This is a genomic window from Aminobacterium thunnarium, assembly GCF_055390565.1.
On record NZ_AP042412.1, the window covers coordinates 485,290 to 506,054 of the forward strand.

23 protein-coding genes and 1 tRNA gene are annotated in these 20,765 nt (G+C 40.5%); 16 read left to right on the forward strand and 8 right to left on the reverse strand.

The window, feature by feature from the left end:
- Nucleotides 1-49: 49 nt before the first annotated feature.
- Entirely contained in the window at nucleotides 50-742 is a 693-nt protein-coding gene (locus tag ACZ5GY_RS02320; RefSeq protein WP_464111960.1) for a metal-dependent hydrolase, read from the forward strand.
- A 9-nt stretch (nucleotides 743-751) separates the two neighbouring features.
- Here the strand turns inward: ACZ5GY_RS02320 and ACZ5GY_RS02325 are convergent, their stop codons facing one another.
- The 3 genes from ACZ5GY_RS02325 to ACZ5GY_RS02335 form a co-directional block, all read right to left on the reverse strand.
- Nucleotides 752-1,618 carry a MurR/RpiR family transcriptional regulator gene (locus tag ACZ5GY_RS02325; protein ID WP_213690327.1) on the reverse strand — a complete coding sequence of 289 codons (867 nt, stop codon included), beginning with the start codon at nucleotides 1,616-1,618 and terminating at the stop codon, nucleotides 752-754.
- Nucleotides 1,619-1,712: 94 nt separating this feature from the next.
- Nucleotides 1,713-2,633, reverse strand: coding sequence for a radical SAM protein (locus ACZ5GY_RS02330; RefSeq protein WP_213699322.1), 921 nt, complete (start codon nucleotides 2,631-2,633; stop codon nucleotides 1,713-1,715).
- 36 nt (nucleotides 2,634-2,669) lie between these two features.
- Nucleotides 2,670-3,038, reverse strand: coding sequence for a helix-turn-helix domain-containing protein (locus ACZ5GY_RS02335; RefSeq protein ID WP_213690325.1), 369 nt, complete (start codon nucleotides 3,036-3,038; stop codon nucleotides 2,670-2,672).
- Between the two features lie 194 nt (nucleotides 3,039-3,232).
- Between ACZ5GY_RS02335 and ACZ5GY_RS02340 the strand changes: the two genes are divergently transcribed.
- The gene (locus ACZ5GY_RS02340; RefSeq protein ID WP_213690324.1) at nucleotides 3,233-4,117 is read left to right on the forward strand and encodes a LysR substrate-binding domain-containing protein; all 885 of its coding nucleotides are present in this window, start codon (nucleotides 3,233-3,235) and stop codon (nucleotides 4,115-4,117) included.
- 3 nt (nucleotides 4,118-4,120) lie between these two features.
- Nucleotides 4,121-4,609: a YbaK/EbsC family protein gene (locus ACZ5GY_RS02345; protein WP_213690323.1), complete on the forward strand. Its 489-nt coding sequence runs from the start codon at nucleotides 4,121-4,123 to the stop codon at nucleotides 4,607-4,609.
- Here ACZ5GY_RS02345 and ACZ5GY_RS02350 read toward each other — a convergent pair.
- Nucleotides 4,604-5,029, reverse strand: coding sequence for a PPC domain-containing DNA-binding protein (locus tag ACZ5GY_RS02350; RefSeq protein ID WP_213690322.1), 426 nt, complete (start codon nucleotides 5,027-5,029; stop codon nucleotides 4,604-4,606). The genes ACZ5GY_RS02345 and ACZ5GY_RS02350 overlap by 6 nt on opposite strands.
- 100 nt (nucleotides 5,030-5,129) lie before the next feature.
- On the opposite strand from ACZ5GY_RS02350, the gene ACZ5GY_RS02355 reads away from it, so the two are divergent.
- Nucleotides 5,130-5,885, forward strand: coding sequence for a sulfite exporter TauE/SafE family protein (locus tag ACZ5GY_RS02355; RefSeq protein ID WP_213690321.1), 756 nt, complete (start codon nucleotides 5,130-5,132; stop codon nucleotides 5,883-5,885).
- 48 nt (nucleotides 5,886-5,933) lie between these two features.
- On the opposite strand, the gene ACZ5GY_RS02360 is transcribed toward ACZ5GY_RS02355, so the two are convergent.
- Both ACZ5GY_RS02360 and ACZ5GY_RS02365 read right to left on the reverse strand, forming a co-directional pair.
- Nucleotides 5,934-6,923 carry an asparaginase gene (locus ACZ5GY_RS02360; RefSeq protein WP_213699324.1) on the reverse strand — a complete coding sequence of 330 codons (990 nt, stop codon included), beginning with the start codon at nucleotides 6,921-6,923 and terminating at the stop codon, nucleotides 5,934-5,936.
- A 63-nt stretch (nucleotides 6,924-6,986) separates the two neighbouring features.
- Nucleotides 6,987-7,649, reverse strand: a complete 663-nt coding sequence (locus ACZ5GY_RS02365) for a lactate utilization protein (protein ID WP_213690319.1) — start codon at nucleotides 7,647-7,649, stop codon at nucleotides 6,987-6,989.
- Between the two features lie 161 nt (nucleotides 7,650-7,810).
- On the opposite strand from ACZ5GY_RS02365, the gene ylxM reads away from it, so the two are divergent.
- The 8 genes from ylxM (at nucleotide 7,811) to ACZ5GY_RS02405 (ending at nucleotide 12,408) form a co-directional block, all read left to right on the forward strand.
- Nucleotides 7,811-8,095 (forward strand): YlxM family DNA-binding protein, encoded by a 285-nt coding sequence (gene ylxM / locus ACZ5GY_RS02370; protein WP_213690318.1) that lies wholly within the window; start codon nucleotides 7,811-7,813, stop codon nucleotides 8,093-8,095.
- A 38-nt stretch (nucleotides 8,096-8,133) separates the two neighbouring features.
- The gene (gene ffh / locus ACZ5GY_RS02375) at nucleotides 8,134-9,483 is read left to right on the forward strand and encodes a signal recognition particle protein (RefSeq protein ID WP_213690317.1); all 1,350 of its coding nucleotides are present in this window, start codon (nucleotides 8,134-8,136) and stop codon (nucleotides 9,481-9,483) included.
- Nucleotides 9,484-9,549: 66 nt separating this feature from the next.
- Entirely contained in the window at nucleotides 9,550-9,825 is a 276-nt protein-coding gene (rpsP, locus tag ACZ5GY_RS02380; protein WP_213690316.1) for a 30S ribosomal protein S16, read from the forward strand.
- Entirely contained in the window at nucleotides 9,825-10,073 is a 249-nt protein-coding gene (locus tag ACZ5GY_RS02385; protein WP_323402049.1) for a KH domain-containing protein, read from the forward strand. The genes rpsP and ACZ5GY_RS02385 overlap by 1 nt, the downstream gene beginning before the upstream one ends.
- Before the next feature lie 10 nt (nucleotides 10,074-10,083).
- Complete coding sequence (gene rimM / locus ACZ5GY_RS02390; RefSeq protein ID WP_213690315.1) at nucleotides 10,084-10,614, forward strand: ribosome maturation factor RimM; 531 nt, start codon at nucleotides 10,084-10,086, stop codon at nucleotides 10,612-10,614.
- A complete protein-coding gene (trmD, locus tag ACZ5GY_RS02395) occupies nucleotides 10,614-11,873 on the forward strand; it encodes a tRNA (guanosine(37)-N1)-methyltransferase TrmD (protein WP_213690314.1) in 1,260 nt (419 codons plus the stop codon). Before rimM ends, trmD begins: the two co-directional genes overlap by 1 nt.
- A gap of 33 nt (nucleotides 11,874-11,906) precedes the next feature.
- Entirely contained in the window at nucleotides 11,907-12,260 is a 354-nt protein-coding gene (gene rplS / locus ACZ5GY_RS02400; protein WP_213690313.1) for a 50S ribosomal protein L19, read from the forward strand.
- 61 nt (nucleotides 12,261-12,321) lie between these two features.
- Nucleotides 12,322-12,408, forward strand: a tRNA-Leu gene (locus ACZ5GY_RS02405).
- A gap of 67 nt (nucleotides 12,409-12,475) precedes the next feature.
- Here ACZ5GY_RS02405 and ACZ5GY_RS02410 read toward each other — a convergent pair.
- The gene (locus tag ACZ5GY_RS02410) at nucleotides 12,476-13,264 is read right to left on the reverse strand and encodes a hypothetical protein (RefSeq protein WP_464111961.1); all 789 of its coding nucleotides are present in this window, start codon (nucleotides 13,262-13,264) and stop codon (nucleotides 12,476-12,478) included.
- A 5-nt stretch (nucleotides 13,265-13,269) separates the two neighbouring features.
- A complete protein-coding gene (apgM, locus tag ACZ5GY_RS02415; protein ID WP_213699326.1) occupies nucleotides 13,270-14,571 on the reverse strand; it encodes a 2,3-bisphosphoglycerate-independent phosphoglycerate mutase in 1,302 nt (433 codons plus the stop codon).
- 66 nt (nucleotides 14,572-14,637) lie between these two features.
- Here apgM and ACZ5GY_RS02420 point away from each other — a divergent pair, with 66 nt between their 5' ends.
- The 4 genes from ACZ5GY_RS02420 (at nucleotide 14,638) to ACZ5GY_RS02435 (ending at nucleotide 20,765) form a co-directional block, all read left to right on the forward strand.
- Nucleotides 14,638-15,447 (forward strand): Mut7-C RNAse domain-containing protein, encoded by an 810-nt coding sequence (locus tag ACZ5GY_RS02420; RefSeq protein WP_464112103.1) that lies wholly within the window; start codon nucleotides 14,638-14,640, stop codon nucleotides 15,445-15,447.
- A gap of 24 nt (nucleotides 15,448-15,471) precedes the next feature.
- On the forward strand, nucleotides 15,472-17,376 hold the full coding sequence (locus ACZ5GY_RS02425; protein ID WP_213699327.1) for a tetratricopeptide repeat protein: 1,905 nt from the start codon (nucleotides 15,472-15,474) through the stop codon (nucleotides 17,374-17,376).
- Nucleotides 17,377-17,527: 151 nt separating this feature from the next.
- Nucleotides 17,528-18,622: a hypothetical protein gene (locus ACZ5GY_RS02430; RefSeq protein ID WP_213699328.1), complete on the forward strand. Its 1,095-nt coding sequence runs from the start codon at nucleotides 17,528-17,530 to the stop codon at nucleotides 18,620-18,622.
- An 88-nt stretch (nucleotides 18,623-18,710) separates the two neighbouring features.
- Entirely contained in the window at nucleotides 18,711-20,765 is a 2,055-nt protein-coding gene (locus tag ACZ5GY_RS02435; protein ID WP_213695812.1) for an acetate--CoA ligase family protein, read from the forward strand.

Genomic DNA, 20,765 nt, shown 5'->3' on the forward strand with positions numbered 1-20,765 from the left:
ATCCGGCCTTTTTTAACATTCTTATATTTTGAGAAAGGAGCTGTTAGATATGATTCGCATCTATTATGTGGGACATTCTGCTTTTCTTATCGAAACAGAAAAGGAGAAATTTCTAATCGATCCTTTTATTACAGGTAACCCTCAAGCTGTAGATACTCTTGATTCTTTCGATAAGATTGATTACATCTTTGTGACCCACGGTCACGGAGATCATTTAGGAGACACAGTAGAAATCTGTCGGCGTACTCAAGCGATCGTAATTTCTAATTTCGAGATTTCACAATATCTGGGAAAAAAGAACATTTCGTGTCATCCAATGCATATTGGCGGTTCTTTTGAATTTCCCTTTGGCAGGGTGAAAATGACTCCAGCTCTTCATGGATCCGACCTTACTGACGAAAATGGAAATGTTGTAGCAGGGGGAAATCCATGTGGTTTTCTCATCGAGATTCACGGTCAAAAGATATACCATGCTGGTGATACCGGTCTCTCAATGGAAATGCACCTTTTGAAAGAAGAGCACGTCAATGTCGCCCTTCTTCCTATTGGTGGCAATTTTGTAATGGATATTTATGATGCTGTAAAGGCTGTAGACTTTATTCAACCATCAATCGTTGTACCGATACATTACAATACATTTGATCTTATTAAGGCGAATCCAAAAGAATTCGCAACCCTTGTAGGTAAAAGAGCAAATGTCAAAATATTAAATCCAGGAGACGAATTGATTCTGAAAGTGTAATTTACACTCCTAATATCGAAGTTCATATGTAGGATAATATATTCGCTCATCATGCAAGCCTTTGGCTTGTCGTTCAAGCGCTTTCTTAGCTTGATCGCCCATGTTTGCTGCTAAAACAGACGTAAGAATGTGAATCAAGAAGATAGGCCCTATTATTGAACTGCCAAAAGTAGGGCTCATATCGCTGACAAAGAAAGAAAGTTTGGCGAACTTACATACAGGGGCAGCTGGACTATCAGTAATCGTAATAATCCGAGCTCCTCGTTCAGCTGCCAACTTTATCGAGTCCGTAACCTCTATTACATAGCTAGGCAATTCGCAAACAATGACAATATCTCCTTTTTCTATCGCTCTTGCTTGCTCGATAAGAGCCAGAGATCCTCGCTTTAAAAGAACTCCTTTCAAACTTAACTCTAGAAGACGAGTATAAAGAGATTCGGCTACCAGAGCAGATATTCCCCAGCCTACGCAAAAAATAGTCTTGCCTTCTTGCAACATAGAACAAAAAGTCGAAACCTGATCTGCCTGAATTTGATTCCACGTGTCGTCAATATTGGCATGTTCGAGACGATATATTTCGTCGGGTATGTCTTTGTGATCTTTCATAATTTTCGAAAGCATGGCAGATGGATTAACTTGTTGTAACACCGTCTTTTTAAGAGCATCTTTCAACGATGCGTACCCATCGTAGCCAAGCATCCTTGCTACTCGAACAAGTTGCGCTTTGGAAACATCCAGCTTATCAGCAACCTCTCCGATAGATAAAAAAGCAGCTTCTCTTGAATTTGCAAGAATGTATTCAACAACCCGTCTTGCTTTGTTAGGCATACCATCCATTTTCTGCCTTAAGAGATCCAAAAAATCCTGATCAGACATAAAAACACCTCCATGTAGCAGAAAACCCTTTTAATAAGGTTCTGTGTACTTGAGTTTATTTCAAGTTATGATTTCCGTCAATAATGAACAAAAGTTAGTGAAGATTATCCCATATAAAAAGGCGATCTTTAGTTGCTTTAGGAGTTAGACCGGTCATTGAAGATAACACAGAAAGTCCCCAATTACCATGTCCACTGAATAAAGATATATCTTTCTTAAAAACAGTCCAGGGGCCTTGAGGAGCATTCTCTATTAATGCAAGAGCTAGTGCTATACTCTTGGCTAATTCTCCAAAAGCTGGATGGTGAGGTCCAGCTACCACAGATTCTTCTAAAGTTTCCGTTTCTTGAAGTCCCACACGTTGGACAGCGAACCCTAATTTTCGCGCATTATAAAGGAGAGAGCCTACCCAATGGGCAGCTTCTTCCACAGATAGCGGTTCATATCTTTGCATTATTAAAAGTTGTTCCAACGCTGTATTTCTTAGCACAAGACAAGGATAAAAACGAAGAGTCATTTCACAAGGCCCTTTTAGTTCTGCAAGTTTTTGTATGTCACTGAGAGAACTTTCCAAAGTTTGTTCAGGAAGTCCTACCATCATTTGAGCAGCTGCGCAAAAACCATTTTCCTGAATGAGATGAAGAGCGTGTAAAGCCTCCTTTTCAGAATATCCTCTATTGCAGAGAGAGAGAATATGATCATCAAGAGAGGATATCCCCAGCTCAATCATAGAAACGGGAAACTGTTTTAACCATTGCAGCCTCTCTTCGGAAATACACAGAGGATGAGTAGAGAAGCGAACACAACTACCAACAGGCGCTGTTTCTAACGCTTTCAGATATTCCTCCTGCAATGTCAATGGTTGACACGTAAAACTTCCGCCAAAATAACAAAGCTCAACTGGTTCAGAAAGCTCTGCCAGCATATTTTTGACTTCCCAAGGTGATGGTGGTTGATATTCTCCTGTTATGGCCCCCTGATCACAGTATATGCAGCGATGTGGGCAATTTCTCATAGGGAGGAAGACTGCTCTTCGTTTCATCTTTTTTCATTAGCCTTTCTGATCTATATTTTCGTTTTGCCAAAAAGAGACAGTTGCTTCTATAATTTGCTTTATGAAAGAGAGTTCATTTTTAGAAAAACGATAGCTCTTATACCAAATTTCTACGTCTTCTGCATTTTCGAGAACTTCTTCAAGGTGAACTCTTCCTGCTTCGTCTGAAGGAGCTCCTTTTACGAGGTCTGTGATTTCAACATCAAGAGCTTGAGCTAATTTCGCAAGAAGTTTCATTGATGGAAGTCGCCTGTTACTCTCAAGGGCTTGTATATAAATTCGACTCACATCAGTTTTATCTGCAAGGGCTTGTTGTGTTAGTCGTGCGGCTTTTCGTAATGTTTTAATGCGTATTCCTAAACTCATAGAATAGAAACCTCCATTTCAGCTTCGTTATCATATAATGTGTATTATAGAAACTTGATTACATATTGTAAATTACGTTGCAAAAAAAGCTCTCTTGACTGTTTTTACCTGCTGAATGATACTACATGAAAGGTAAAAATAAAGACTAAAAATATTTTGTTATTGACGAAGATAAAAGAAAGGGGAATAAAGACGTGGATTTCAGACAGCTTGAAAGCCTTGTAGAAATTCTTGAAAAAGGGAGTATTTCAGGGGCTGCAGCATCTTTAGGAATCTCCCAACCAGCGGTGAGTAAACATATAGCTCGTCTTGAAAAAGAGATGGGTATTAAAATTTTTGTAAGAGGACAGAAATGTTCTAAGCTTACAGTAGAGGGCGAGATCCTTTACAATTTTGCTAAGAAAGTTGTTTCTTCTTTGAATGATATAAAACGAGAAGTTTCTAACGCTTCAGCAGAAGTAGCAGGAACTGTCACTATAAGTGCCAGTTCAATTCCGGGAGATTTTGTGTTGCCATCGATGCTTGTCGAATTTCGCAAAGAATATCCTTCAATAGATGTTGAAGTTTACATATCTGATTCTAGAGAAGCTATCGAAAAACTCGTTACGAAAGAAGTGGATCTGGCTGTCACTGGATTTAGCCGCAATACTTCAGGACTAGAGTCGTATCCGCTATGTGAAGATGAACTCGTTCTTATTGTTCCACCGAATCATCCCTTAGCTCTACGGAAGTCAATAACAATGAAAGATATAGAGGCTCTTGATATTGTGGGGCGCGTTCCAGGTTCCGCTACTCGTAGATTATGGCAAGATGCTTTCAAAGAATATTACGGAGAAGAAAAAGAGCTTGGGTTAAGCTTTGGTCATGTGTCTGCTGTGGTTAATGCCGTTGAATCAGGTGCGGAGGCGGGGATAGTTTCAAAATTGGCAGTGGAGAAAAATCCTCGATTAGCAAAAATACCTTTTAGCCCGGCATTAAAGCGCTCTTTTTACATCACGTATGGCACAGTTTCTACCCGAGCAATGGAGTTGCTTATAGAGTTTTTGTCTGAAAGAATAAAAAAAACACAGGAGGTGTAACTGGTGTCGACGGACGTAGTTTTTGATCCAGTAGACAACGTTAAGGCTTTCCTTGATGAGAACGGTTACGAAGGAAATATCACCATAAGCAAGGAAACTATTTTTACGGTTGAGGATGCTGCTCATGCAGTAGGAGCACCTGAGGAACATATTTTGAAGACGCTCCTTTTGTTGGCTGATGAGGAACCTCTATTGGCTCTTATGTCGGGGCCGAATAGGGTTGATACAAAGAAAGTAAAAAAAATTCTGAGAGCTAAGAAAATAAAAATGGCATCTCCAGAATTTGTTTACGAATACTCGGGGTACAAAATAGGTGGGGTTTCTCCAGTTGGATATCCGGAAAAGATCCCCACTTTTTTAGATGAGGATCTTTTCCAGTATGAAACTGTATGGGCTGCTGCTGGTACTGATCATGCATTTTTCCCCGTTTCTCCCGAAGAATTATGCCGTCTTACGGAAGGAGAAAAAGCTGATATTAAAAAAGACCTATAGACGTTTTTCTGGAGCTAACGCTTCAAACCATTCGTCGAATTCTCGATTTAAATAAAGAGTTTTGAGGGGAATAATGCATATTTCAATATTGTGAAAAGTGACCGCGTGTAAGATATGACCAGCGAGGCATGTATGGTCGGGGCGACTAAATACTGCGTGTAAATGAGGATATATTCCTGCCTGTTTGTAACTGACGTTTCCACTCAGAGCAGAGAGTTCCATAACTTCGTTATACGTGACTTTTTCGTATTCCTTACCATTAAACCAACCGAAAGTGACGCTTGATACCATGCCTGCCGCCGAGACAATAACCGCAGAGTCAACATCCTGTTCTTTGCACACATAATTGATGGAATTATGGATGTCTTCTCCATCAGTGAGACGTATTACTATCATTTCATCAGTCGCTGCGTATTTCATTTCTACACCTCCCGGTGGGAAATGATCTTTTCAATATTGTATCATGGAACAGGCTACATTTTAAGAATATTAAGTTTCGTCTTACAATGGGGTGGTAGGAGTGTCGTTTTTTAACGTAGCACTTATTTTAATCGTAGGTATAGTCGCAGGTTTCTTAAATGTAGTCGCTGGTGGCGGAAGTATGTTGATGTTGCCTCTTCTCGTTTTTCTTGGAATGGATATGAGCGTAGCAAATGCAACGAATCGTGTGGGGATTTTCATGCAGAATCTTGTTGCGAGCGGGAAGTTCCACAAAGAGGGGGTTTTGCGTCCTAAGGAAGCGCTATTTTTTATTATTCCAGCAGCTTTAGGGGCAGTCGCAGGAACTTTCTTGGCTATAGAGCTCAATGAAATTTTTTTGCGAATTGTTATCTCTATTTTAATTTGTATAATGGCTGTTCTCCTCGTGATTAAGCCAAAAATGTGGGAAGGTACAGGCGTTCGCAGAGGTTCTCCATGGTTGCTTAGAATTATCTTTTTCTTTATAGGTATCTATGGTGGTTTTGTTCAGGCTGGAGTAGGCTTTTTCTTTATTTGGGCTTTTGTTGGTTTGACGGGATATGACTTGTTACATTCTAACGCAATTAAAGTTACAGTTATTCTATGTTACACAGCTATTAGCTTGCTCCTCTTCGCTTCTCGGGGATTAGTGCATTTACAGACAGGGCTTATTATTGCATGTGGCACGATGATAGGTGGCTTTTTAGGCGCTCGATTTAGTATTGCAAAGGGAAACAATTGGTTAAGATGGGTTCTAGCTACAGTAATTTTTGCGAGTGCAGCAAAAATGATTTTTGATGTTGTTCATATGTTGTAAAAGGAAAAAGAAGGCGAAGGAAATAAAATTCCTTCGCCTTCTTTTCTATTAACCATTATAGAGGTATTTTTGAAGATCTGGGCCTTTTAGCCCGGCGCCCAATCCGGCAGCTAGCTTTAAACGAGCCTGAAGTGGGCGTAAATTCCCACCATCATAAGCACCCAATTCAAGAAGTTTATTTAAACTTCCTTCGTAAGCAAAGAATTGACGAGTACGTCCCATGAAACATCGCGAGGTTATAACAACAGGAATATCATCTCGTATAATTTTTCTTAGAAATGGAATCCAAGAGGGCGGAACGGCGCCGTCGCCAAACCCCGCAATGACAAGACCATCCAGATCTTTATCCGTTGTTTCAGAAAGTATCTTGACGAGAATCTCGCCTCCTCCAAGATTTGCATATATTAACTCAACGTTTCTTGCTGGCACCAGATTTCCTTCAAGTATTTTCCCTCGTTTATATACCCTGAGTATATGAATATCTTCCCCTATTATTTCTCCAACGGGGCCTCTGTCTGGAGAAATAAAGGCGTTCCTTCGATGATTAGTTTCTTCTGTTATTTCTGCGGCGGCAAAAAGTTGGTCCTGCAGGCATATCATTACTCCCAGTCCCCAACATTTTTGAGAAGAAGCGGCATTAAGGGCTTGAGTTAAATTAATAACAGCATCTGTTCCGGCAAGGTCGTAAGGTAACGTTGCTGCTGTAAATATGACAGGCTGAGGATAGGCCCACAGAAGATCTGTTAAATAGGCCATCTCTTCTAGCGTGTCAGTACCACTTGAAACAACAATTCCGTCAATGCCATCGACAACGAGTTTATTCAATATTTGAATGAGATCAGTTGTCATACGTATAGAATAATGGCTGCTTGGTTGATGACTCCAATCCACAAGCACCACATTTTCCGTTAGGCTCTCTGGAAGCCATGAAAGCATTGTTTCTCCATTTAGGGAAGGCTGTCTTCCCGTCTCTTCATCTCTTTTTAATCCAATTTGCCCTCCAGCGACTACAAGTGCTATTTTCCCTCTCTTGGGCATTTGAGCATCCCTCCTCAGGTCCGTTAAGTTTACACGAGAAATAGGAAGAATGCATCTTTGTGTTTAGTAACCAAGATTCTCTCCTACAACTATAACGTGGGTTTTTCTTCCCATAGTGGGACGTTCCAAAATGAGTACAGCTCTGCAAACACGTGATTGACTATTGCAATTAACACAATGACCTACATGAGTACATGGAGTATCAATATTTAATCGAATAGCATTTGGAGGCGTAGCTTTATCTCGTATCCGTGCAAGGGCACTGTCTATATCTCGTGCTATTTTATTTATTCCTACAACAAAAATTAGAGTATTTGTACCCCATGCCATAGCACTCACTCTATTTCCTGTTCCATCAATATTAACAAGCATGCCATCTTGAGTCAGCGCATTGGAACTTGTTAGAAAATAGTCAGATAGAAACTCTTTTTTAAGAACCTCTTTCTTTTCTTCTGGCGAGAGAGAGGGATCCCAATGCTGAGCAATAGTACATCCTCGTTCTGAGAGTTTTTCAAGAGCGCCGATTTGTCTGATGGTGACGCTTCCAGGAATTCCAACAGTTGAATTTTGAGGGATGAGGTTTAAAACCTCATCGAGGGCTTGTTGACGATTGTCAGCATAGACCGCTTCAAAGCCTTTTGATGACAGGGCTTTTACAACTTCGAGACCTAACTGACGATTACTTGTAGATTGTGCGGCTGCAAATGGATCTTGTGAATGTGTCATATTCGTGCCTCCTTCTATTGCCCATAAGGGCCGAAGATCAACCTCCTTATAATTACAAGAAATGTGAAAAAAGTCCAGCTATGCTGTAAAGGTTTTTCTCTTGACACTCAAAGTGGTGAAGCGTATAATTTTTCTGTTTTAAGAGGAGGTTCGATTTTATTATGAACGAGGAAAATCTTCTTAAAGAACGTCTTTACCTTAACGAGCTTTATGATTTGTATGGCCCTCTTTTGACAGAAAAACAACGGAACGCCTATGAATATCATGAATTCTCAGATCTTTCCATTTCAGAGATAGCTGAGCGTTTAAATACATCAAGGCAAGCTGTTTTTGATCTTATAACAAGAGCGAAAAGCAGACTCGAAGAGTTGGAAGAACTCCTAAAGCTTCATGCTCGGATAACGAACCTTGAAAAGCAAATAGAGAATTTGGAAAAAAGTTTGTAGTGAGTTACTACCCCCTTTTCCTGGGAGGGATCGTATATATGTTTGAAGCATTGAAAGAACGTTTGGAATCTGTATTTGATGCATTAAAAGGGAAGGGTAAATTATCTGAGGAAGATGTAAGTTCGGCCTTAAGAGAAGTACGGCGTGCCCTTCTTGAAGCTGATGTGGATTACAAAGTAGTTAAATCACTTGTTGATTCAATTCGTGAACGCTGCGTTGGGCGTGAGGTTCTTGATTCCATAACTCCTGGCCAGCAGGTTATCGCCATTGTTTATGAGGAATTAGTTAGCCTTATGGGGGCTGATGTGGTTCCTTTTACCATTGCTTCTAAGCCACCAACTCTTTGCATGATGGTTGGTTTGCAGGGAAGTGGTAAGACGACAACAACAGTTAAAATAGCAAAGCGCCTTCAGAATGCGCACAGACCTCTTGTCGTTGCATGTGACCTCAGACGTCCGGCAGCTATAGAGCAGTTAAAAGTTCTTGCGCAACAAAGCAAAGTTGCTTTTTACGGCCCATCCGATAACACTCAAGATGTTCTTAAAGTTGCCAAAGAGGCTCTTGCCTATGCAGAGGCTCATCTCAATGATCTTGTCATTTTTGACACAGCAGGTAGATTACACGTAGATGAAGATTTGATGGATGAGCTTAGCCAATTGAAAGAACTTGTGCAGCCCCACGAAGTATTGTTAGTTGTAGACGCCATGACAGGGCAGGAAGCAGTAAAGGTAGCGTCCAGTTTCCACGAAAAACTGACTTTGACAGGGGCAGTTTTAAGCAAGTTGGATGGAGATGCCCGCGGTGGTGCTGCATTAGCTATTCGGGCAACGACGAATGTTCCTATAAAATTTGCAGGTATAGGCGAAGGCATTGATGCTATAGAGCTTTTTGATGCGCGACGAATGGCCCAGCGTATTATTGGTATGGGCGATGTTATGGGCTTGGCAGAGCGTGTTCAGCAGGTTACATCACAGGAAGATGTCGAAAAAATTACTAAAAGTCTTAAGAAAGACAAGCTTACCATGGAAGATCTTTTGTTGCAGTTTGAACAAATAGAGAAGCTTGGGCCTCTTGATAAGATTATGGATATGCTTCCTGGCATGGGAAAAATGAAAGAGTTGAAAAATGCGGAGCTTGACCCTAAACGATTAAAACAATCCAAAGCTATCATTCAGTCTATGACAATAGAGGAGCGGCGCAATCCTCAAATTATAAAGGGAAGCCGCAGGCGGCGCATAGCTGAAGGTTCTGGTACCAGCGTACAAATGGTAAATCAACTTCTTAAACAATATGATCAAATGAAACAACTTTGGAAATATATGGGGAAGGGCAAAAAGGGACCTCGTCTCCCTAAAGGTCTTTTTGGCGGTAAAGGTTTACCCTTCTAGTATCCATATAGGAGGGCAAAGAAAGAATAGATCTATTTTTTGTAAAAGCAGGAGGTGTCATAGTCAATGGCAGTTCGAATTCGTTTGGCCCGATATGGGCGTAAGAAAAACCCATTTTACCGGCTTGTAGTCGCCGATTCTAGATCACCGCGAGATGGACGTTTCATCGATCTTCTTGGAGTATATAATCCGATGGAAGATCCCGCAGTGATTCAGGTTGACGAAGAAAAGGCTCTTCGTTGGTTGAAAAACGGAGCGTCAGCTTCTGATACCGCTCGTGGCATATTGAAGAAAGCTGGCGTGTGGGAAAAATTTGCCGCAGAGAAAAATTCTGCTGAATAATGATGTCTAACTACCAGAATCTCGTTAAGTATATTGTCGATCACCTTGTTACAGACCCTGATCAAGTACTTATCACTTCAGAAATGAATGATCGCGGCATAGTGATGGTATTGATTAAAGTTGCGCCTGAAGATGTGGGGCGAGTTATAGGGAAACGTGGAGCTACAATTAATGCTATACGTTTAGTAGTCAAGGCTGCGGCAGTGAAAGAAAACGAAAGAGTGGAAGTTGATATCGTAGCAGACTGAGGTGACAGTCATGGAAAACCGTAATCTTGTAACTATAGGGCGTATCATAGGGGTACACGGAATTCGGGGGAGCATAAAAATTATGCCTCTCACTGATTTCCCTCGTCGTTTCCTTATGATGGAGAGCCTTGCAGTTTACGGTGAAGACGACTCTTTAATGACTGTTCTCTCCATTGAAAAGATTAGAATTGCTGAAAACAAGGGAGTTCTCATTGCCGATACGATGGAACTTCAGACAGTTGAAGAGGCAGAGTGTCTCAGGGGTGGTTTGATCAAAATTCCCGAGGAAGAAAGGTATGCTTTGGAAGAAGGGGAATATTGGGTTGATGATCTAATCGGTGTCGATGTGTATGAGAAAACAACTAATTGTTATTTAGGAAAAATAAAGGATGTTTTTTCTGCAGGGGAAATGGATATCTATGCCGTTATTTCAGAAGATGGCAAAGAACACTTTATTCCAGCAGTTTCAGAGTTTATCAAAGAAGTGGATATTGAAAATCAAACCATGAAAATAGAACTTATTGAAGGATTGTGGGAATAATGCACGTTACTATTATTACAGCATTTCCCGAGTTTTTTAACGACTTCCTTTCTACAAGCATTATTGGCCGGGCCGTTGAAAAAAAACTAATAGACGTCGACGTTATCAATCTTCGAGAATTTGGGCTTGGTAACTATCATCAGATAGACGACTATTCTTTTGGCGGGGACGGTATGGTTCTCATGCCAGAGCCTCTCACAAAAGCGTTGGAAAAAGCTCGACAGACTTCTTCTGGAATGTCAACGGTAGTCTATCCTAGTCCTCAGGGGGCAATGCTTACGCAAGAAATGGTTGAGTCTCTTGCTAGTCGAGAGCACATCATCATTATCTGTGGGCATTATGAAGGAATAGACGAACGTTTTTCGGAAAAGTATGTTGATGTTGAAGTTTCCATTGGAGATTATGTTTTAACGGGGGGAGAAATTCCCGCTATGGCCATTATCGATTCTATGGCTCGCCTTGTTCCCGATGTGGTAGGGCGAAATGGTGCTGTAGAGGAGGATTCCTTTTTTAGAGGAATGTTAGATTTCCCACATTTCACACGACCGGCAGTATGGGAAGATAAAGAAGTTCCACCTGTACTTCTTTCTGGTAATGATAAGGAAATAGACAGATGGCGAAAGCAGCAGGCTGTTCAACGTACATTATGTAGACGTCCTGATTTGCTCAGTCGGGCGAATATTTCTTCTTATTTGGAGAAAGGTGTATATGTGGCCTTAGTGCACCATCCTGTAATTGATCGTTGTGGGGAAAAAACAACAGCAGCGCTTACAGGGTTGGATCTTTCTGATATTAGTCGTTCTTGCCGTACCTATGGGGTGCGGAAGTTTCTTGTAATAACTCCTTTGAAAAGCCAAAGAGAACTTGCTAAAACCGTGGCTTCACATTGGGTAGAGGGGTATGGTGCTACCTCTTATCCCAGTAGAGCGGAAGCATTTAAGGTTATGAAAACGGTTTCAAATGTTGATAGAGCTATTCAGTGGATAAAAGATAAAGAGCATGACGAACCTTTAGTAATAGCGACAACTGCAAAGTTTCATGATGAAGCTATTCATTGGCTTGAAATGAAGCGCACTCTTCTTGAGTTGCAGAAACCTGTTCTTTTTCTCTTCGGTACGGCTTCCGGCTTACACGAAGATGTTCTGAATAAGTGTTCCGCACTTTTGCAACCGCTTTCTGGGGGAATGGAAGATTATAATCATCTTTCGGTTCGAACCGCTGTGGGCGTTACTCTTGACAGGTTTTTCGGTTGGAGATAAAAGATTTCGTAATGCGAGTAAGGAGGGTTAGCAATGGATGCCATTAAACTGGTAGAAAAGAAATATATGAAGAACGAAGACGAAGTACCAGCCTTTCGGGCAGGAGATACTGTGCGAGTTCACGTTAAAGTAACAGAAGGAGCACGCGAACGTATTCAGGTTTTCGAGGGTGTTGTTATTGCCCGTAAACATGGCGGGGTAAACGAGACGTTTACAGTTAGAAAAATATCGAATGGCATAGGAGTAGAGAGGGTTTTCCCTATCCACTGCCCATCAATCGATAAGATAGAAGTGAAACGTCTTGGTAAAGTACGCAGAGCAAAGCTTTATTATCTGAGAAAACTCAGCGGAAAAGCTGCTCGTATTAAAGAAAGAAGAGAATTTTAGTTTTTTAGCTTATAAACGTATTGACTTAATAGGTAAGCCCTATTATAATAACCGTCGTTCTGCGGGGGTGGCGGAACAGGTAGACGCGCAAGGCTAAGGACCTTGTGGCCTCTGGGCTGTGGGAGTTCGAGTCTCCCCCTCCGCACCATATCTGAGTTGAAAAGGGAAACACATTTTGTGTTTCCCTTTTTTTATGTGCGGTTATACAGAAAACCTTAATTACTAATGTTTTTTCGAATGTAATTTTCTATAAGAGGTATGGCGAAGTCGTTGAGGTATTTTTTTATAGCATCTTCATCATAGGTGACATTTCCATTTTCATCTACATAATTACCACTTAGAACACATTCTAATTGACGTTTCCCCCGACCCCACGGAACGCCTAGTATTTTTTCTATATCGCTGCTTTGTTTCACATATCTTATAGGCATTTCCAAAGAGAGATCGAATTTTTTATATAAGCTGAGATAGCCTTCAAGGGATACACGTAGCTGGTTGATTTTCAACATACCGTTGTGGGATTCTCGCTCTCCGGCTATAACCGCCTTGGCTCCGATGAGAAGAGCTAAGGGGATGCGAATAGCGTGTAAATATAAGTGGCAACCGATACAAGGGGTATAGAATCCAAATTTTTGAATAGATTTGGTGGTGATTGAGCCGCAAAGCTTTTTCCAGAGTGAAGGGGCTCCCATAACAACAGGAGTAAAAATATTAACAGAGAGTGTACTCAAATGATCTTTCATGTAATCAAGGTTATCGTATAGGCATTCCCAAGGGCCGTATTCGGTTGCGGTATAAGCTATTGTTGGCAAGATGCCCTTTACAGTGTTATTTTCCATATACTTGAAGAGGGCTGCAAAGCTATCTCTTCCTGCTACTTCTAAAATGACAATATCCTGTGTTTTTCGCATCTTTTCTATTTCTTCAGATGGCAACATCCACGATGGAAAATCAGAAATGAGATCAGGCTTCTCCAATAGAATTTTTTTTATGCGTTCATCCATACTTTTCACTCCTTTAAGGGAATGTAATGGCCCGGATAATACGGTTGATCGATAGGGGAGTCCATGAGACCCGCCAATTTTCCGCGATCAAGCAAATTCAAAATCATATACATGAGCTCGTGTCCTCGCAATAATCCAAGACAGCCTTGGGCGCAGCTTATTTCGTCAAATTTTCTAACGTCATCTTTCCTTGCATAACATCCTGACATGAGAATAGGGACAGTTTCTCCTGAATGAATCATATTTCCTACACTTGCTGTGGAATGATCCGAAGTAACGATAAATAAAACATCGTTATCAGGAATAATGTGTTTCCGAGCGAATTCAAAAGCCTTATCAAGTTGCTCTATAACATCAATTTTCTTTTGGTAATTTCTTTCGTGTGCTGCCTCGTCAGTAGCTTTAGTATGAACATAGATAAAGTCGTAGTCAGTTGCATAGTAGGCCATGCGAAGTCTTTCCTCCAAGTCTTTGCCAGGAAAGATTGAATCTTTGACTCGCTGTATATCCATACTAAGAATAGAACATAAACCATGATAAATTGCTCCAGAAGCAATACACAAGGCCTTAAGCCCCCATTTTTCATGAAAGGGAAGAAGAGGACGATATTGTCCTGCTCTTTGAAGGCCAATAAAGTTTACGGGAGGCTCGTTATTGTTTACTCTCTTTATGTTTATAGGATGGGATGATAAAACCAAATATGACCATTTTACATATTCATTGAGAATCGCTGCCGTATATTGGGCTTTTTTAAAATCGCAGGCGTCTTTTCTTGGAAGGACCTTCATTATGGGGCGCTCTTCGTAGATAGGATTCGAATCTGTAACTTCCGAAGAAAGTCCCAATCCGCGCATAATAGAAAGTCCAGCAATGCCTTTTGTAGGAATAAATTCTATTTCTATGTTGTCTTTTCGATAAAATCTAATGGCTTCGTGAAGAGGCTTCAGCAGATCTGGTGCCAAATCCATTTTTTCAACCTTTAGAATATAAAAATTATTTGTTTTGGCAACAGAAAATGTTCTTGAGAGGAGAGCGACTTCATTATCCTGAACGGGAAAACCTTCCGCTTTTGCTTCTATGTACCCCCTTCCAGGAAAGTCAGCAAGATCATAACCGAACATAATAAAATGGGCCATTTCACTGGGCATAGCCTGTCCTTGCAGACAACTGTGATAGAGTCCGCAACTTCCCGTTTCTGCAATATAGTCTAAATTAGGTGTCCGAGCAGCTTGAAGGGGAGTATGCTTCCCTATAGCTGCTATTCCCTTATCGCCTAATCCATCCAGAACTACAAGTATGCATCTCATAAAGCGATTATAATATACAAATAAATGTGCGCCTAGGCATTTTTGAAGGGGGGTTTCAGTATGGGGATGAGGGCACAAATTTCTTTCTCTGATGTTTTTATATATTTTTTAAAAAGACCTGAATCGAAACTTTCGAAACTGAGCTTTAGATTAAAGAGGCGAACCTCAGTGAAAGATGCGATAGAAGCATTGGGTGTTCCTCATACTGAAGTGGGGGGAATAAAGATAAATGGCATGTCAGCAGGTTTTGACTCTATCCTTGATATGGATGACCAAGCTGAAGTGCTTCCCTTTTTACCTCCTGTAGATGTAACACAAGCAACACTTTTACGTCCTGATCCCTACTCGATGCCACGATTTATAATTGACGTTAATGTGGCAAAATTAGGGGCCCTTCTTCGACTTATGGGGCTTGATTCTGCGTATAATAGCAAGTGGCATGATGAAAAAATTGCCCAAATTTCTATGGAAGAGCAGCGTATTGTTTTAACTCGTGATCGTTCTCTTTTGAAGAGAAAAATTGTTGTATATGGTCGGCTTATTCGAGAGCAGAATCCATGGGCGCAGCTGGTAGAAGTTCTGACATTTTATGATGTGTATAAATGGCTTCTCCCCTTTAGCAGGTGTAGCTTATGCAATGCAATTCTTTGCCCTGTACCAAAGAAGGAGATCCTAGACTCATTAGAGCCTCTTACTCGGATATTTTATGATGAATTTACACAATGTCCATCATGTGGTCAAATATACTGGGCCGGGTCACATAAACATCGAATAATTAAAAGGATACAGAACATTCTGGAGAAAACCCATCGAATGGGATTGCAGTATGATGTTAATGTTGGTAGACTTTTTAATGAAGATTCAAATTGCAATTGATGTTTTAAGAAAGGAGCTCTTGAGGTGAAAAAAAGTTTAGAAGAATGGCTTCGTGGCGATACCGTTCAACATAAGAATAATGATTTAGGGCTCCCTATAGTAGCTTTACATTCACCTCTTGACCTTCCTGTTGTTGCTCTTGCGAAAACAGAAAGTGACGAAGAGGAAATAGAAGAAAAGAAAGATGTATCAAAATCAGAACTTGAATTAACATTCTCCGAAGTAGAAACAGACGTTGAAGAACGGGGAGATTTGCAAATTGAGATTGAAGAAGAAAGACAAAACGAGAAGAGAGAAAGTATCAACGTAGAAGCTGAGTCGCTGTTTGAGAATGGAGAAAAAAACGAGTCTATAGCAGAAGATGATTTTGAATTAAAACCAGAGAAAGAAATTGAGCCAGAAACAGAACCCAAAATACTTATATCGGAAAATTTAGAAGATGAAAAAAATAAAGAGGCATTTTGGGGCGGGAAAAAAACGTTAGCTTTAGGTTTGGCCCTTTCTGCTGCTGCTGGTTTGTATATGTATAAAACGTTGACTGCGCCTGAAACGTTGCTTTCTAAAGGTCACGATTTTTATGAATTAAAAGAGTATAATCAAGCATTAAATTATTATCAAAAGGTCTTAAAGAAAAACCCACAAAACACCGAAGCTTTAATAGCAATAGCCAAAACTCTCGAGAACACAGGTAAACGAGGAGAGGCTGTTGATGCTTATTTTAAGGTATTGAGAGTAGATCCAGATAATAGTGAAGCGTATCTTCGTTTGGGAGATTTGCTCTATGCGTTAGGATCTAGAGATAAAGCGCTGCAATCATACAGAGAAGTACTTCGGATAGAGCAAAGTAATATCCCTGCACTTTTAGGTATAGCTCGTTGCTTCTTTGATCAGAAAGATTGGCAGAAGGCTTTAGATTCTTATAGCCAAATTTTATTGCTTGAGCCTGGGAATATGGAATCTCTTACTCAGAAGAGGGTCATAGAGGATATCCTTGCTATGCATGAGGAAGATGAAAAGCGCTTGGAGGAAGAATCACAAATTTTAGCCCAGGCGAACGAGAAGAAAAAAACTGCCCAACGTGCTCTTTCATTGATGGCGTACAGTGAAGCAGAACAGATTTATAGAGAAGTGCTTCTTCTCAATCCTAGAGATTGGGAAGCACAAGAAGAACGGAAGTATTGTCTTGAGAAGATGGCAGGTCTTCATAAAGAATTTAATCTTTATACCCGAATAGACGATATAATATCGAAGAATTTGCCTCATGAAGAGCAGCGTGATGCAAACGGTGAAACAAAAGAGATACAGCCCCAAAAGAAGATATTGAGAAGTGAGCCATTGAAAAAGGTTCGCATTGTGCCTGTTTATTCTCCTCGCCCACTAGCACTTTCTGTTGAAGCTGAAATGAAAAAGAATTCACCAGAAGAGTTAGTACGACGTATGGTTGATTTGAGTAAAACGCAGAATTTCGCAGAATTACTCCGTACAGGGTGGGAATACATCTTTTCTTTGGAAAAAATAGCAACTGAGGAGCTTAATAGTGAAATCAAGATAGAAAAAGTACGCTTCTTCGGAAGTCTTTCTATACCATATAAAACAACGCCCACATGGATAGAACCAATTATAGATAATCATTTTGACTCTTTGCAAACGTTGCGTAGAGCCATTAAACTCAATTTGATAGATCGTAAAGTATATATGATGATGTCTCAAGCTTGGGAAGATTTACACAAGAAAAATAACGTTTCTTTAGCTGAAAAGGCCCAACAAGAAGAAGCTTTCTATTCTTCTCTTTTAGCACATGCTGCCTATCAATCTCGTCTTCCAGAAGAGGCATGGGATGCCATTGAAAGAGCAAAACAGCTCGCGCCAGACAATTTATATATTGCGAGGTTACATTTAATTCTTGCAAATTGCCTTAAAAAGGCCTGAAAACTAAATTGTCCTTTTCAAGTTGCGCGACTTAATATATACTACAGACGGCTTTACGGCCTCTGATTTTCAGAAGCTGGTGGAGGAGCAATACCTCTAACGGGTTTGCAGAAGACGAAATGATCTAACATTAACAGGCGGTGATTAATGTATGGAAGGTCGGAAGGCTGAAGAATGGGGCAGAGCTTACGTAGAGAAGCTCTCTCTTTACGAAGAATTTACAATGCGTGTGAAGAATCTTGTTCAAGATTTAATTGGGCAAGAAGATATAATGGTGTATGGAATTCAAGGCAGCGCGAAAAACCCTGATGAATTTATTTCAGAGTTAGCGAAGAGAGATGAAGGTGAACTTTCTTCGCTTGGAGCATTTCAAGACCTTTCTCAGGTGCGGATATTGCTCCATTTCCCAGAAGACGTACGTAATGTGGAAAAGATATTGCAGCAAGAATTTCTTGTAGATCTTGCCCACTCAGTTACGACGTCAAGTTTGGTGAATGACCCTGAAAGATTTGGGTATCCTTCTATTTCATATGTTGTTTCTCTTTCAAATGAGCGGAGCAGACTTCGGGAGTGGAGTAAATATAGAGATTTAAAGTGTACAGTGCTTGTTCGGACAGTGATCCAAGAAGCATGGGCTACAATTTCTCCCAAAGTGAGTACCACCGCCACTGATACTTTGACGCAGAAGAAATTGAAAAGAAAACTTATACGGCTTAGTGCACTTCTTGAAGAAGCTGACGAAGGCTTTTTAGCTTTGTGGGATGCGGCGAAGGATTCTTCTGTGCTTGTTGCTCCTTCTCGAACGGAGCCTGTACAAGAAGAGGAAAAGCAATCTCAGGTTCTTTCTCAACAAAATTTAGCAGATTATTTTAAAGAACATAAAGAGATAGCGGAAGAATGGGCAGCAAATGCAGTTAAAGCCGGTTTCCCTGCTTTTTATCCAACTGAAGAATATTTAGCTGAGAGCTTTACATATCTTTATGATATGTTGCAAGCTTCTGAAATAAAAACAATAGAAGATTTAGATCGCTTTATCAAAGATATTCACAAGAACGGCCTCGGTATGGAACAGTTGGAATCCATTGTTAAAGCTTTTGAAAAAGAGAACGCAAATTGGCGTGTTGATGGATTTTCTGCTTTGTTTTTATTACTTTTAAATATGAAATGGGATGTGCTTCAAGAGAAAGATCTTGTTGCTTTAAATGTCAAAAAAGGTTCGGATCGAATAAAAGGTCTCGTCGATTAATTTTTCTCTTCCCATAGTTGATTATAATAAGGGAGGGCGTCAAGCTCTCCCTTATTTCTATGTGAGCATCAGGAAGGACTGATCTCTAATGTTCAATGCTAATTTGGATAGATTATTTAGTCCTCAGTCAGTTACTTTTATTGGTGAGGGATCTGCGTGGCGAGGTGCGTGTGCTCGGGCAGTAGAAACTTTAAAGCAGTCTGCATTTACAGGGCAAATTTTTGAAGTTCATGATGGCACAGAGCCAGTAAAATCTTCAGATTTGGCTGTTTTAGATGTCCCATTGCCGAGAGTATTACCTTGGATAGATATATGTGCAGAACAAAAAATTCCGTATATTATGCTCCTTTCTTCAGAACAAAGTAGCATTTGGAGTCAGGAAGATATCAATAGAGTAAACAAGCGTTTGGAAGAGAAAAAAGTATGTCTTCTAGGCCCGGATTCTATGGGATTTATGAATTTAAAGCATAATGTTGTTATTTCTCCTTTTCAAGGAAGTTTTAGCTGGGAAGATAAATGTGGAAAAGTTGCTCTCGTATCTCAAAGCGGGGATTTGGGGTTTGCTATCGCATCTGCTGCTAGGATGGCGGGAACAAATTTCCGTTATGTTGTAACAACTGGGGGCACGGCCGATATTGACACAGTGGATATTGGCAGATGGATACTAAAGGATTCCTCTGTAAAATTATTGCTTTTTTGCTTAGAAGGGTTACATGATGGAATTGCTTTTTTAAGAATGGCTCGTGACGCGAATATAAAAGGGGTCCGGATAGGCGTTCTTAAAGGCGGGCTTAATGTATCTTCTCGCCAGGCTATTACTAGTCATGTTTCTGTTGTTGCGGGAAATTCTTCAATTTGGAATGCTGCATTTAGACAATTCGGAATACTTCCTCTTCGAGATGTGGATGAAATTGTTGACCTTGCAAGAGTTTATAATTCATTTATACCACCGAATGGCCGAAAAACTGTTATTGTTTCCCCTTCTCAAGGAGCCGGAATTACATTTTCAGATAATTGTTTTGAAGAGGGGCTGAAGGTTCCCTCTATTCCCGAAGATTTACAGAGAGAATTTAAGAAAAGTCTTCCTGATAATGTTTACGTTAAAAATCCTATCGATTTAGCTTCTCTTGGTGCCGAAGGATCAGAGGATATATCGTATCTTCTTCGTCGTCTTATGGATTCTCCAAACCTGGATATAATTACAGCAATACTTACTGAAAGCAAGGGTGAAGAGGTTCGTAATATTTTGGCTGCTTTACTTGATGTAGCTCGCCAGAAAACGCATCCTATAGTTTGTTGTTCCATTGGAGATATTGAGGAAGAGGAAGTTAAAGAAATGTTGAATGAGGAAGGCATTCCATTCTTTACCAGCCCTAGAAGGTGTGCTCGAGCACTTGCCGGTCTAAGTGCTCCAGTTCCATCTCTTGATAAAATGATGCCAGTAAGTTGTGAGGAATGCGTGATAAAAGGAGAGGATCTACTTCCTAAATTGCCACAAAAAATGACAGAATATGATGCAAAGAGATTGCTTGCTTTCCACAATATCGATGTAACGAGAGAGTACTTATGTCAATCTTTGGAAGAAGCACTTGAAGCTGCCGAAATGATTGGATACCCTGTTGCTCTCAAAGTAATGTCTCCTAATATCGTTCATAAAAGTGAAGCTCGTATTATTGCTCTAAACTTGAATAGCGAAGAAGAGTTGAGGAATGCATACGGGCGAACTCTAGAAAAAGCTCGCTTGGCCAATCCAGAGGCTGACATAAGAGGTGTTCTTGTTCAGGAAATGCTTAAAGATGGTATCGAATGTACTGTGGCCATAAAAAGAGATACTATCTTTGGCTCTGTCCTTTCTGTTGGTCTGGGAGGCGTTTATGCGAGTGCCGTTCGAGATAGTGTGTTGCGAATAGCTCCTGTAGATGAAGAAAACGCTATGGCGATGATTCGAGATTTGAAGGGGTACTCCCTCTTAAAGGGTGCCTGGGGCAGGCCTAGTTATGATGTTGCGGCCTTTGCTAAGATGGTTGCTCGTCTCTCTAATTTGGCGTGCATAGAAGATCAGCTTGTTCAGTTAGAAATAAACCCTGTTTTTGTTAAAAAAAAGGGGTCTGTTGTTGTTGATGCTTTTGTTGTGAGGAGGTAA